Consider the following 13158-nt stretch of genomic DNA (forward strand, 5'->3'; position numbering starts at 1 on the left):
TATTACTGCTTAATAAGCTTCATTCCTGTTGCCCAAAATATTTCGGATTCATAAAAGCTGAGTGCAGTTTCGATAACACGATCAGATTTATCTCTTGGTGATTTACTAATAAATCTAGCTTTTGTCCCACTAAAATCTAAAGTAAATTTATCATCTAACTCTGAACTATCGGTAGAAAAAATAATTACTTTTTTATCTCTTTTCCATGTTCCTTTTCCATACGTATGAGTTTCGGGAGGAATTCCCTTTTCAATTCTTCGGTAATTATAATATTCAAAAGTGCCATCTGCATAAAGTGTAAGTGTTCTTTTTAACTCAAAATCATTAGAATCGGTTGATTTAGAATGTAGCTGATACGTTCCAACGACATTTTGAGCATTTGTGATTACAACACTAAATAACAGTGTAAAGCATAAAACATATTTCATTTGTAATTGTATTGGTTGACTATTTCTTCATCACAAATTTTATGCCTTTTATTAATTAGTTAGAGGTTCTAATAACCCTTCTATTTAATAATCACTTTTTTAGTAGCGCTAGACAAATCATTTGACACTCGAATAAAGTACACTCCTGAAGCTTGATTTATTGTTTTTAGCGAAATATTGTTTCCTGAATCGACGTCACTAGAAATTAATTGTATTACTCTACCTGAAATATCTAACAATTCAATTGCAGTTGGTTTATAATTTAAATTAGAAAATATAATCTCACTTGAGGCATCAATAGGGTTTGGAGCTATTATAAAATTAAATGCATTCGATTCAAATTCTTCAAATGATAAAACTCCTAAATCTACAAAAACAACGGAGTTTCCCATCGGGATTCCCATAATACCTGTCGTTTGATTAATTCCAATATCTGCAGGTGAATTTAAAGAAGGTGTCGTTACGATTTGAGGGTTTTGAAAATTAGAATCGTATTTTGTAATTCGATCTGGTGTCCAAGATGACACATAATAATTTCCTGCTGCATCATCATCAATCCCATCAATATTCCCAAGTGATGTCGTAATAATTGTTGACACTTGATTATTTGATAAATCCACCTGTTTTATTTGAGCATTACTCCCCCAAGATGTATAAATCAATCGGTTATTGTCACCATCATATAAAATTCCGTTAGGTGTGTTTTGAGTATTTGAAACAATCTGTGTGATAACTGGGCTTGCAAAAATTGAAAAATCAATTTTATGAATTCTTCCTTGACTAAAATCTGTAACGTAAACGGTATCGACACCATCACTTGTCATTCCATTTAAAAAAGAAGCACCAGAAATACTAGCTATAGTTACTTGCTGTTCAGAAGTTAAATCATAACCTATAATATTAGATCCTTGAATTCCGAAAGCTGTATTTCCCATAACTTCTAGACCGTAAGAGGTAGTTCCTGTTCCAAAGAAACTTAAGTTTCCTTGACCATCATCGCTAATTATTCTATTTCCATTAGACACTAACCATCTATCATTAATAGGATCGTACTCAACGCTCTCTGCACCAGAATAACTTTGAGAAAATGAGAAACAAAAAGTAAAAAATAATGTGAAATAAGTAATTGTAAATTTCATAATATTATGTTTTTTGTAAATGTAAGAAAATGAAACCTATATCATAATTATCGCGCACAATTCACGCATAACAAACTTTCTGGCCTAATTAGAATTCTACCTATTGGAATAGTTTGTTTACATTTTAAACAAATACCAAAATCATGATCCTCAATTTTGGAAAGTACAATGTTTAAAGTTTTAAGTTTTGACACTGCTTGGCGCAAAGAAGCTTCATTAATTGTTTTATTGTTTATGGCATCCATCCTACTTACACGACCAATTGCATCATTAGGAGCTATGGGCTTTGTGAGTTCTTTGTATTGTGAAATAGATGATTCTGTTTTTGAAATTTCATCTAAAATAGTTGCTTTTACTGTTTCCTTATCCATATCGTTAAATTATACCATTCATCTAAAATAAATGATTAGTATGAAAGTTTTATGTTTAATTTCGACCATAAAACCTCAAATTGAATATTATGGATCTTATTGAATACATGACTGGTAAGGGTGGAATTATGATTCTAGGTCTTATTGTTGTAGTTGTATTTATCTACAGAAAATATAAAGAAAAGCGTTATTTTAAAGATATAGAAAAACGTATCAGCAAAAGAAATCAGGGAAATTAAAACCCTCTTTCTTTTTGTATTTGCTCATAAGCCTTTTGCACTTGTCTGAATTTTTCCTCAGCGCCTTTTTGATGTTCTTTTCCTAAGTGAATCACTTTATCTGGATGATATTTCTTAGCCATTTTTCGATAAGCCTTTTTAATCTCATCTTCTGTAGCACTTTTAGTAATTTCTAAGATTTTATAAGCATTATCACTACTGTCGTAAAACATCGCTTTTATACTTTCGTAGTCTCTAGAACTAATTCCTAAATAACCACATATAGTATAAATTTGTTTCACCTCAACTTCGGTAACCATACCATCAGCCTTAGCTATTCCGAATAAAAAATGAACCAATTGCAAACGAGAAGAATGGTCCATCATTTGTTTGATCTGTAAACAAACTTCTCGAGTAGGAATACTTTGTTTGCTTATATTTTTGAACAAACGAAACGCGTGATTAGCGCGTTCTTTACCATACATACTCACAAATTGTTGTCTTACATAATCTAATTCCTTTTGATCTTGAACACCATCTGCTTTAATAACCACTGAAGCTAAAATGAGTAAACTCACTTCAAAATCTCCAGATTGGGTTTGAGGACGTTGTGTTCGCCTATCATAATTTGGCATTTTACGATAAGTTCCTCTAGACCTACCTCTTGTAGTCGTTTGTCCATCTCCTAACAAAAAACCTCCTTGCTCAGAAGCACCATCTATTAAACTTCCAATCGCTAATCCTATAATTGCACCAACTGGTCCACCAAACGACCAACCTAAAGCACCACCAATCCATTTTGCAAAACTCATGTGTGTATTTTTATTTTAAAATTCAAATATACTACAGTTAGTCTTCTTTTGTTTGCATTTGTTACCGAATTCACATATTGAAAACCTGAATAGCTGCATTGAAACTGCTTACTATAGTAGCTATACCAAACGCTTATTTTCCTTATCTTTGCAATCTAAATATTAATCTGAAAAATTTAAATATATGTATCCAGCAGAATTAGTAAAACCTATGCGTGAAGATTTAACAAACGTTGGTTTTGAAGAATTACATACATCAGAAGCTGTTGAAACTGCATTAGCTAAAGAAGGAACAACCTTAGTGGTAGTGAATTCTGTTTGTGGTTGTGCAGCAGCAAATGCTCGTCCAGGAGCACGAATGAGTTTACAAAACTCAAAACGTCCTGACCATATTGTCACTGTTTTTGCAGGCGTTGATAAAGATGCAGTAAATACCGCAAGAGAACATATGGTTCCTTTTCCTCCTAGCTCACCAAGCATGGCATTGTTTAAAAATGGAGAATTGGTTCATATGTTAGAGCGTCATCATATTGAAGGTCGTCCAGCAGAATTAATTGCTGAAAACCTAATGGACGCTTATAACGATCATTGCTAGAAAAAGTAGAATTTACCATAAAATTAAAACCACGATTTAGTCGTGGTTTTTTTGTGAAGTATTGTCATTAAATTACTTTTGTGATATGAGAAAACTATTGGCTTATCCTTTAACAATACTATACCTAATCGTATTTGGAATAAGCTTATTAATTTTTCATCCTATCCAATGGTTTTGTCTCAATGTTTTAGGGTATCAAGCCCATAAATTAAGTGTAGATGCACTTCAGTTTTGTTTATTAAGGTGTTTGCATATTTTAGGAACACGATTTACATGGAATAATCCTCATATCATTCCCAAAAACAAACCTTTAATTATTGTTTCTAATCATCAAAGCATGTATGATATTTCTCCTATTATGTGGTTTATGAGGCAGCATCATATAAAGTTTGTGAGTAAGAAAGAACTAGGAAAAGGTATTCCGAGTGTTTCCTATAATTTACGACATGGAGGTTCTGTTTTAATTGATAGAAAAAACCCACGTCAGGCTTTACCAGCCATGCTTCAGTTTGGTGAATATATCGAAAACAATAATCGTACAGCTGTTATTTTTCCGGAAGGCACGCGTAGTAAAGATGGTACTCCAAAACCATTTAAAACTAAAGGACTAGAATTGTTATTTAAAAAAATACCTTCCGCTATAATAGTACCTATAACTGTGAATAATTCATGGAAAATGTTGCGCTATGGAAAATTCCCAATGGGTATTGGTAATCATCTTAAGTTTACAGTTCATCAACCTATCGAATTAAATACAGCTGATGACCACAAACAACTAATAACACATGTAGAACAAACCATTACTAAAGCCATTAAAATAGATTCATGACTTCAGAGCAAATAGAACATATTGAATTAACTAAGACATTTGTAAAAGAAACTTTAGAATCTGCTGAAGGAGGTCACGATTGGTTTCACATTCAAAGAGTATATAAAAACAGTTTGCTCATCTCTAAAAATGAAACCATAAATATTTACATCGTATCTCTAGGTGCTTTATTACATGACATTGCGGATAGTAAATTTCATAATGGAGATGAATCGGTTGGCCCTAAAAAAGCGCGTGAATTTTTGTTTAAAATAAATGTTGATTCAGTTGCTATAGAACATGTTGTTAACATTATTGAAAATATATCATTTAAAGGAGGAAACGTAGCACAACATTTTTCTTCAAACGAACTAAATGTCGTGCAGGATGCAGATAGGCTTGATGCCCTTGGCGCCATTGGAATTGCTAGAACTTTTAATTATGGTGGTTTTAAAAACCATAAGTTATACGATCCTGAAATTCCTCCAAAATTAAATATGTCAAAAGAGGAATATAAAAACTCTAAGGCACCTACAATCAACCATTTTTATGAAAAACTTCTGCTTTTAAAAGACCGAATGAACACTAAAACTGGAAAACAAATTGCATTACGAAGACATGAATATATGGAAGACTTTCTACAACAGTTTTATGAAGAATGGAATGGTGATAAATAAAAAAAGGTTCATTAAATAATGAACCTTTTTTAAAACATATATTTTGTGTTAGTTAACTAAATATGCATAAGTCATTGAAACAACATTGGTTTCATCAACCATTCCGTTTTCATATGAAGTTTCTGTAATAGTACCCGAAGTTGGATAGTTATCTGAATTGTAAACATAATTAGCAACAACCTCTGTTAAAACTTGACCAGCTAAATTTGTGATTGTAACACCACTAACATTTCTTGAAGGAAATAATAATCTAGCTTGAATAAGTTCTGGAGCATTCATTTCTGAACTAAAATTCAATTCTACATTATCCATGATTTCAATTGCACCAGCAGCTTGAAGTGTGTAAAAATAAGGGTTTGGTTTATCGTCATAAGTGATTAATGCTCTGTACTCAATTGTCTCCTCCATACCAGTATTAAAGTTATACTCATAATCATAAATTCTGATGTTTAGAGGATTGTTATTAGAATCATAATCAATTACTTCTCCATACTCAAAAGCTTCAAATGGAGAATCATCATAAAGATCTTGTACGTTTAACGTTTCACCTGGACCGGCAACATTTGTTAAACTATCATCATTATTATAAACAAGCGTGTTAGTCTCTACACCGTCTGTAATACTAGTAACTCTGTTATTAGCATCATAACTTACACTTATTGTTGTATTATCAATAGGATTCTGAGCAGATACTATAGCTATCTCTGTAATAAGTCTTGCAACGGCATCAGGATTGTTATCGTCAAACTCTTCACTAGTTGAATCACTTGTACATGCTGTAAATAAAATTACCGCTAACGACAGGATTGATAAAAATTTAATCTTCATAATAAATTGTATTTTAAATTGATTTAGGTCGCGAATTTAAAAAAAGCAAACTGTCTATAATAACTTTTAAGAATTATTTTGTCAACAAGTTGATTTTTAACTAAAAGGCACTTGATTCATTAATTCTCTTTTGCTATTTCTAACGCTGTAATTTTGTTTTCAATTATAGATATTTCTTCACCATAATGAATAATTTCATCAACTGTAAGTGAATTAGACATATTCACTTTATCCAATATTTGTTTTTGCTTAACTAAATAATAGACTAATGTTCTGTCAATTTTATCTTCCATGATGTTAGTTTATAAATTAATCTACTTAATAGTTAATTTTAATTCTCCTCTATATTTAGAAGCGCTTTTTCCAGTAAATTCTTTGAATAGTTTATTAAAATGTGAAAAATTATTGAAGCCACATTCAAAACTTACTTCAGTAATACTCATTTGGCTTTCTGATAATAACTTTGTGGCATGAACAATACGGTATTCATTAACTAGTTTCGTAAATGTTTTTCCTGTTACCTTTTTGAAATATCTGCAAAATGCAGGAACAGTGAGACTTACTTTATCTGCGATTTCATCTAAAGTTATCTGTCGAGTAAAATTTTCATTAACATGCTTAAATATTATATCAAGCTTTGCACTATCCTGAGGCTCAGCTTCAAACACAAAACCATCTGCATTTAAAATTGTATAGTCCTTAGACTTAGCTAAGCCATGTAAAACTTCAAGTAACACTAGTATTTTTTTAAAGCCTTCCTTTTCTGAAAGTTTTTCAACTTTCTTTCCGATTTTTTGCTTAGTTTTTTTTCCGAATAGAATTCCATTTTTTGCAAGTTCAAATAATTCATTGATGCCTTGCATTTCAGGAACTTCAAAAAAATGTTCTCCTAAAAATTCTGGTCTAAACTGAATGATTGTTTGTGTACCATCAATTGTAAGTTGATCTGTGAATACATTATGAGGTAAGTTTGAACCTATTAACAGTAATTGACTATTATTAAAATAAGATATGTGATTTCCAATATGTCGTTTCCCTTTGCCTTTGTTAACATACACTAATTGAATTTCGGGATGAAAATGCCAAAATTTTTCATAATCAGGAACAAACGATTTGTCCTTTATAACTTTAATAGAACTACCAAATTCTGGGCTTATTTTTTCTAAAATGGGTTTTCTAGTCATCATAACTTATACAAATTTAATAGTAAACATAATTTGAAAAGTATACATAATTATCAAAATTGTATGCTAAATTAACATCTTATTGTTTTAAAGTAAAAAATATAGTTAATATAGAATAGATATGTGTCAAAATACTTGTTTTCTATCTGTACTACCTATGCTACATTTGTACTTTAATCATTAAACCTAAATATGATGAAAACAGTAAAAAAAATCTCACTAGTAGTATTAATGTTAGTATCAACATTAAACTATGCAGGAACAATGAAAGCAAGATCTCTTGCAAAAGTTACAATGGTAGAATTTATAAATGCAAAAAAAGGTCAACAGCTTTTAGTAAAAGACAGCAATGGATTTATTCTTCATTCAGAAACGATAAAAAACAATGGAAATCTTTCTAAAATTTTTGATCTAAAACAACTAAAAGAAGGAATATATACTGTAGAACTTGAAAAAGACTTTGAAATAATTATAAAACCATTTGAAATTAAAAATAATGGAATTGTCTTTTTCAAAGAGATGGAAAAAAAATTATTTAAACCTTCAATACGATTAGAAGATGATAAATTGTTGATATCTCAAATGAATTTAGAATCAAATGCTATTGAAATTAAAATTTACTATGAAGATGTTCTTGTTTATTCTGAAAATATTGATGGTAAACAAACTATGAATAGAGTATTCAAACTTTCAGACACCAAAACTGGAGATTATCACACTATTTTAAAAATAAATGAACGGAGATTTGTCAAACATTTTAAGCTATAAAACAACTAATTCTAAAAAGGCTACCAGATTGGTAGCTTTTTCTTTAAAACAATTTCATTTGACCATCTTTATAAACATCATGTAATTCGGTATTAAGTTTTGGCATCCCTTTGTTTTTAAAATACTTAAGCCTTGCTAACTTTATTAAGTCATTTATTTGTTTTGCAATTTCTCCTTCACCTCGCATTCGTGTTCCATACCTCGAGTCATTGAGTGTTCCTCCATGACAATTTTCGATTTGATGCAATACTTTTTCAGCGCTATTTGGTAAGGCTTTTTTAATCCAATCGGTAAAAACAGCTCCAATAGCTCCATTCAATCTAACAATAGTATGCGCTATACTTAAAGCTCCAGCTTGAGATGCTGCTTTTGCTAAAGGAAAATTTCGTGACTATTAATTGATGGAATTATTGGTGCTAACATCACATTTACTGGAATCCCATTATCACTTAATACCTTAACTGTATTTAAGCGCTTTTTTATAGTTGCAGTTCTAGGCTCTAAAATACCTCTTGTCGATTCTGAAAGCGAAGTGATTGAAATATTTGCACTAATTAAGTTATCTTCAGCTAGTGCTTTAATAATCTCTAAATCTCTTAAAATTAATGCGTTTTTTGTGATGATTGAAACTGGATGCTTATACTTCAGAAACACTTTCAAACAGGCTTTTGTAATTTCAAATTGTTTTTCAGCTGGTTGATAACAGTCTGTATTTCCCGACATGACAATTGGATATGCTTTCCAACTTTTTCGTTTAATAAACGTTTCTAATAATTTTGGAGCATCCTTTTTAACCAGAATACGTCGTTCAAAATCTAAGCCAGCACTGAATCCCCAAAATTCATGACTATTTCTAGCATAACAGTAAATACAGCCATGTTCACAACCTTGATACATATTCATAGAATATGCCATGCCAACATCTGGGCTTTTAACTTTATTAACTATTGTTTTCGGGAATACTGGTAAATAACGTGTTTTATTTTGGTCTGCGTCTTCACCTTCTTTTGCACAATATTCTAAAAAATCATCACGCTGTTCGTGGCTTAATTCAAAGAAACGATTATGAATGTTCTGTTGTGCGCCACGACCTTTAATAATTGATTTTTTAAACATATTTTATAATTTTTTGTAAAATTACAAAATATGTTTAAATTCAATCGCTGTTAATCTTCTTATTATGAACAAAAAAATAATTATTTACCTGGAAAATCTGCCTTCCGCTTTTCTAAAAATGCAGTAGTTCCTTCAGTAAAATCTTCGGTGCCAAAACACTTTCCGAATTGCTTGATTTCAGTTTTGAATCCATTAATACCATCTTTATAATTAGCATTAATAGAGTTAATAGCAGATTTAATGGCAACAGAAGAGTTACGCATAATTTTGCTAGCTATTTTTTCAGCTAGAGGAATGAGTTCCTCAACAGAAGTTACATGATTAACTAAACCGTAATCTAATGCCTGATTAGCATCAATCATACCTGCTGTCATCACCATTTCCATGGCGCGACCTTTACCAACCAATTGAGGTAAACGTTGTGTGCCACCATAACCAGGAATAACGCCAAGTGATACTTCTGGTAAACCCATTTTAGCATTTGTACTCGCCACTCTAAAATGACAAGACATTGCTAATTCTAAGCCTCCTCCTAATGCAAAACCGTTTACAGCAGCAATTACAGGAGTCGATAAATTCTCAACATAATCAAATAATAATTCTTGACCTTTAGCCGCTAATTTTGAGCCTTGTTTTACATCAAAATCTGCAAATTCACTAATATCTGCACCAGCAACAAACGCTTTTTCTCCGCTTCCAGTTACAATAATCACTTTTGTAGATTTACTTTTATTAGCTTCATCAAAAGCATCGTGTAATTCTTGAATTGTTGCTTTATTTAGAGCATTTAATTTACTTGGTCTGTTAATCGTAATCGTGGTAATTCCGCTATTAGTAGCAGATAAAATATTTTGGTAACTCATGATATTTGATGTTGTTAAATTTTAGGAAACTTTACAGCAAAAGTAGTTCCTATATCTTGTTGCGATGTAAAGGTAATACTTCCTTTATAAGTTTCCACAATATTTTTTACCATGGCAAGACCTAATCCCATTCCACTAGATTTAGTTGTAAATTTAGGTTCAAAAATTTTGCTTTTATTGTCTTCAGAAACACCAACACCATTATCTTCAACAGTAATCATAACCATATCGTTTTCTGAGGCAACTCTAACTTTAATCTTTGGATGTTCTTTATCTTGTGGAATTGCTTGAATTCCGTTTTTAACAAGATTTGTAACAACTCTAATTAACTGTGTACGATCAAAATTTGCCATAAGCTCTGGGTTTTCTGAAACAAATTCAATATAATCTTCACTAAAAATATCTAAAGCTAATTTTACAATACTTGTCACATTGAGTGTTTCATTTTTTTGAGCAGGCATTTTAGCAAAGTTTGAAAACGCTGAAGCTATAGAACTCATTGTATCAATTTGTTGAATAAGTGTTTTACTATATTCATCTACTTTTTGATGAATATGCTCATCTTGAGGATTGAACTTACGCTGAAAACTTTGTACACTCAATCGCATAGGTGTTAGTGGATTTTTAATTTCATGTGCAACCTGTTTAGCCATTTCTCTCCAAGCTTGTTCACGTTCACTTGTTGCCAATTGAACAGCGCTTTCTTCGAGCTCATCTATCATACTGTTATATGAATTGACTAAAGTTGATATTTCTTCACTAGACGATTCAATATCTATCTTCTTATTTCGTTTTTCAAGACGAGTTTCGTTGATTTTATCTGCTATAGTTTTTAGAGTTTTTGTAATATATTTTGATAACAATAAAGCTAAGACAATTGCAATAAGCATCATAAACAAATAGGCGTATCCTAAGCGCTCTAAAAATTCATTAAGTTCTTTATTTAAAAAATCATCGTTTTCTAAATACGGTAAATTTAAAATGGCAAGTGGCTTTGACTTAGAGTCGTAGATGTAGGTGTAGGAAGATTGAAAAGTTTCTCCATTTTTTTTGTTTTTGATAACAAATCTATGTTCTGCTGTATTAGAAATGGTATTCAAAACTTCTACATCTATACAAGTTATAGTCGTATCTCTTGCAAAGCTAGCTTTTGAAGACTTTAATAAAGTGCCATCTATATCATATAAATTAATTTTGAGCCCATGAATAGCTGCTATTCTATAGATTTCATCTTTAAAAATAAGTGGAACTTTTTCGGTTTCAACTGGATAAGTTGTTTCTTTTATTACATAATTAATATCACTAATTATTGCGCGTTCCTTTCGTTCTAATCGGTCTCTATGATAATCCCTTGCCTCTTCATTATACTGATATATAGTCACACCTGCAATCAATATTGATGCAATTAACACCAATAATATCATGGCAAAAAAGATGCGCACACGTAAAGAGAGTTTTTTTAATCTCATCTGAAAATTTGTAGTGTATCTAGGTGATTATTCCGTTAAATGTAACAATAATTGAGCCAATATTATGCATCTGGATTTTTGCTTCGAATATTTTTATAAACTTTAAAACCTAACATTAATAAAATTCCTAAGACTAAAATTCCAACAACACCAAAAATCCAATTAATGGCGTTTTTGAGTATCACTAAAAATATTACAGCGAATAAAATAAAAGTCGCACCTTCATTCCAAAGTCGCATAAAATTTGAAGACTTCTTTACCTCATCTCGTTGCAGTTGTTTATAATAGTGATGTGTTTTTAAATGATATAAAATTAATAACACTACAAAGGTTAGCTTAACATGCATCCATGGTTGCTCAAGCAAAAAAGGTCGAAGTAATAGTAACCAAATAGCAAAACCGGTTGCTAAAATTGCCGAAGGCCATGTGATGATATTCCACAATCGTCTTGCCATTAGTTTTAATTGCTTTCCTAGTATTTCTTTTTCTGGTGAAGGTTTATAAAACGCTTCAATTTGATATACAAATAATCTAGGAATATAAAATAACCCAGCAAACCAAGTGATAATAAAAATAAGATGTAATGCTTTTATGTAATTGTAATATTCCATTAATCTTCTACAAATAAATAATTCAATTGTTTGGTGTTAAAGGCTGAATTAAACGCACTAATTTCTTCACTAATTAATCGATCAAACTCATCTAGTTGTGTTTTAATTTTTGAGGACAACTCGTTTTTTACAGCAATATCTTGATCGGTTGGTGCAAAATCTCCCATACCAACTAAAGCATTTAAATGACCTAATTTATTGGTTAATCGAATTGGAAAATTCAATGGGTCTTGTCTACTTCTATTTTTAGTTTGATACAAGGCTTCTTCAATTTTTGAAAACTCTTCTTTAAGTTGTTTAGCTTTCTCTAATAAATCTTTCAACTCTTCATTCCCTTTGTATTGTGTCTCAAAAGCAGAAAGTTGTGTTTTTATATTTCTAATTTTTTTAATCGATTTATGAGCATCATCCATAGTTTTATTTACATCTGTAATAAAATCAAACTGTTTTTGCATATCAGCTTGTGTGCTTTCCGCTCTTGGATCTGCAAGAATATTAAAGGATTGAGGCACTGCATTTCCATTTACATTAAGATGCACTTTATAGGTTCCTGGAATTGCTTGTGGTCCATCAAGACTTGCCCACCATAAAATCATTCCGTCTAATTTTTCTGCACCTTTATAAGTCATATCCCATACATACTGGTTCATTCCTTTTTTGACCTCTAGTTTATCTTTCTTTTTGTTTTTAGTTGAAAAGGTCTTAATCGTGTCTCCTTTTTGATCAAGGTAAGTTAACGACACTTCATCTTTGTCTTTATCGTAATTTTTTAAACTGAAATACGTCATCACTCCATTTGGGTGATTTGTTCCAGATGTTTTACTGTCTTTGACGTAACCTCCATCCATACGATATGTGTCTTTCGGTTTGAATAATTTATGATCCTCTTTACCAGAGGCATATAGCTGATGTAATACTGTTAAATCATCTAAAACCCAAAGACTTCTCCCTTGTGTTGCTACAATTAAATTATTATCTTTTAAGGCTAAATCTGTAATTGGAACAACTGGAAGGTTTAACTGAAAAGGCTGCCAATTTGCTCCATCATTAAATGATACATATATTCCTGTTTCTGTTCCAGCATATAACAATCCTTTCTTTTTCGGATCTTCTCTAAGTACTCTTGTAAAATGTTCGGGATTGATACCATTTGTAATTTTCTTCCAAGTTTTTCCGTAATCAGTAGTTTTATACAAATAAGGAGCAAAATCACCTGTTTTGTATTTAGTTCCAGCAACATAACATGTTCCTGCATCGAAAGCACTTGGTTC

The 13158-nt window shown here is 31.1% G+C and carries 15 protein-coding genes and 2 pseudogenes; 5 read left to right on the plus strand and 12 right to left on the minus strand.

The window, feature by feature from the left end; genetic code table 11:
* Positions 1–2 precede the first annotated feature (2 nt).
* From AB8B90_RS12495 to AB8B90_RS12505, 3 genes are all read right to left on the minus strand, one after another.
* On the minus strand, positions 3–428 hold the full coding sequence (locus AB8B90_RS12495; protein WP_405337377.1) for a hypothetical protein: 426 nt from the start codon (positions 426–428) through the stop codon (positions 3–5).
* An 80-nt stretch (positions 429–508) separates the two neighbouring features.
* The gene (locus AB8B90_RS12500) at positions 509–1567 is read right to left on the minus strand and encodes a T9SS type A sorting domain-containing protein (protein WP_405337379.1); all 1059 of its coding nucleotides are present in this window, start codon (positions 1565–1567) and stop codon (positions 509–511) included.
* 47 nt (positions 1568–1614) lie between these two features.
* Complete coding sequence (locus AB8B90_RS12505; RefSeq protein ID WP_405337381.1) at positions 1615–1938, minus strand: TraR/DksA family transcriptional regulator; 324 nt, start codon at positions 1936–1938, stop codon at positions 1615–1617.
* 107 nt (positions 1939–2045) lie between these two features.
* On the opposite strand from AB8B90_RS12505, the gene AB8B90_RS12510 reads away from it, so the two are divergent.
* Positions 2046–2177: a hypothetical protein gene (locus AB8B90_RS12510; protein WP_405337383.1), complete on the plus strand. Its 132-nt coding sequence runs from the start codon at positions 2046–2048 to the stop codon at positions 2175–2177.
* On the opposite strand, the gene AB8B90_RS12515 is transcribed toward AB8B90_RS12510, so the two are convergent.
* A complete protein-coding gene (locus AB8B90_RS12515; RefSeq protein ID WP_405337385.1) occupies positions 2174–2968 on the minus strand; it encodes a TerB family tellurite resistance protein in 795 nt (264 codons plus the stop codon). The genes AB8B90_RS12510 and AB8B90_RS12515 overlap by 4 nt on opposite strands.
* A 184-nt stretch (positions 2969–3152) precedes the next feature.
* Between AB8B90_RS12515 and AB8B90_RS12520 the strand changes: the two genes are divergently transcribed.
* The 3 genes from AB8B90_RS12520 to AB8B90_RS12530 all read left to right on the plus strand — a co-directional run bounded on the left by AB8B90_RS12520 (position 3153) and on the right by AB8B90_RS12530 (position 5048).
* Entirely contained in the window at positions 3153–3563 is a 411-nt protein-coding gene (locus AB8B90_RS12520) for a BrxA/BrxB family bacilliredoxin (protein WP_405337387.1), read from the plus strand.
* Between the two features lie 85 nt (positions 3564–3648).
* A complete protein-coding gene (locus AB8B90_RS12525) occupies positions 3649–4392 on the plus strand; it encodes a lysophospholipid acyltransferase family protein (protein ID WP_405337389.1) in 744 nt (247 codons plus the stop codon).
* Positions 4389–5048 carry an HD domain-containing protein gene (locus AB8B90_RS12530; RefSeq protein ID WP_405337391.1) on the plus strand — a complete coding sequence of 220 codons (660 nt, stop codon included), beginning with the start codon at positions 4389–4391 and terminating at the stop codon, positions 5046–5048. The genes AB8B90_RS12525 and AB8B90_RS12530 overlap by 4 nt, the downstream gene beginning before the upstream one ends.
* Before the next feature lie 48 nt (positions 5049–5096).
* Here the strand turns inward: AB8B90_RS12530 and AB8B90_RS12535 are convergent, their stop codons facing one another.
* From AB8B90_RS12535 to AB8B90_RS12545, 3 genes are all read right to left on the minus strand, one after another.
* Positions 5097–5876 (minus strand): hypothetical protein, encoded by a 780-nt coding sequence (locus AB8B90_RS12535; protein ID WP_405337393.1) that lies wholly within the window; start codon positions 5874–5876, stop codon positions 5097–5099.
* Positions 5877–5995: 119 nt separating this feature from the next.
* Entirely contained in the window at positions 5996–6169 is a 174-nt protein-coding gene (locus AB8B90_RS12540) for a hypothetical protein (RefSeq protein ID WP_405337395.1), read from the minus strand.
* A 21-nt stretch (positions 6170–6190) separates the two neighbouring features.
* Positions 6191–7063 (minus strand): helix-turn-helix domain-containing protein, encoded by an 873-nt coding sequence (locus AB8B90_RS12545; protein WP_405337396.1) that lies wholly within the window; start codon positions 7061–7063, stop codon positions 6191–6193.
* 192 nt (positions 7064–7255) lie between these two features.
* On the opposite strand from AB8B90_RS12545, the gene AB8B90_RS12550 reads away from it, so the two are divergent.
* Positions 7256–7828 (plus strand): hypothetical protein, encoded by a 573-nt coding sequence (locus AB8B90_RS12550; RefSeq protein WP_405337397.1) that lies wholly within the window; start codon positions 7256–7258, stop codon positions 7826–7828.
* A gap of 43 nt (positions 7829–7871) precedes the next feature.
* Here the strand turns inward: AB8B90_RS12550 and AB8B90_RS12555 are convergent.
* From AB8B90_RS12555 to AB8B90_RS12575, 5 genes and pseudogenes are all read right to left on the minus strand, one after another.
* A pseudogene (locus AB8B90_RS12555) lies at positions 7872–8944 on the minus strand (PA0069 family radical SAM protein).
* A gap of 80 nt (positions 8945–9024) precedes the next feature.
* The gene (locus AB8B90_RS12560; protein ID WP_405337398.1) at positions 9025–9807 is read right to left on the minus strand and encodes an enoyl-CoA hydratase/isomerase family protein; all 783 of its coding nucleotides are present in this window, start codon (positions 9805–9807) and stop codon (positions 9025–9027) included.
* A gap of 14 nt (positions 9808–9821) precedes the next feature.
* Positions 9822–11276: a sensor histidine kinase gene (locus tag AB8B90_RS12565; RefSeq protein ID WP_405337400.1), complete on the minus strand. Its 1455-nt coding sequence runs from the start codon at positions 11274–11276 to the stop codon at positions 9822–9824.
* Between the two features lie 62 nt (positions 11277–11338).
* Positions 11339–11887: a CopD family protein gene (locus tag AB8B90_RS12570; RefSeq protein ID WP_405337402.1), complete on the minus strand. Its 549-nt coding sequence runs from the start codon at positions 11885–11887 to the stop codon at positions 11339–11341.
* Positions 11887–13158 (minus strand): annotated as a pseudogene (locus AB8B90_RS12575) (glycosyl hydrolase); the annotation flags it as partial. The pseudogene AB8B90_RS12575 and the gene AB8B90_RS12570, both read right to left, overlap by 1 nt.

This window comes from Psychroserpens sp. (assembly GCF_045105015.1).
GTDB lineage: Bacteria > Bacteroidota > Bacteroidia > Flavobacteriales > Flavobacteriaceae > Psychroserpens.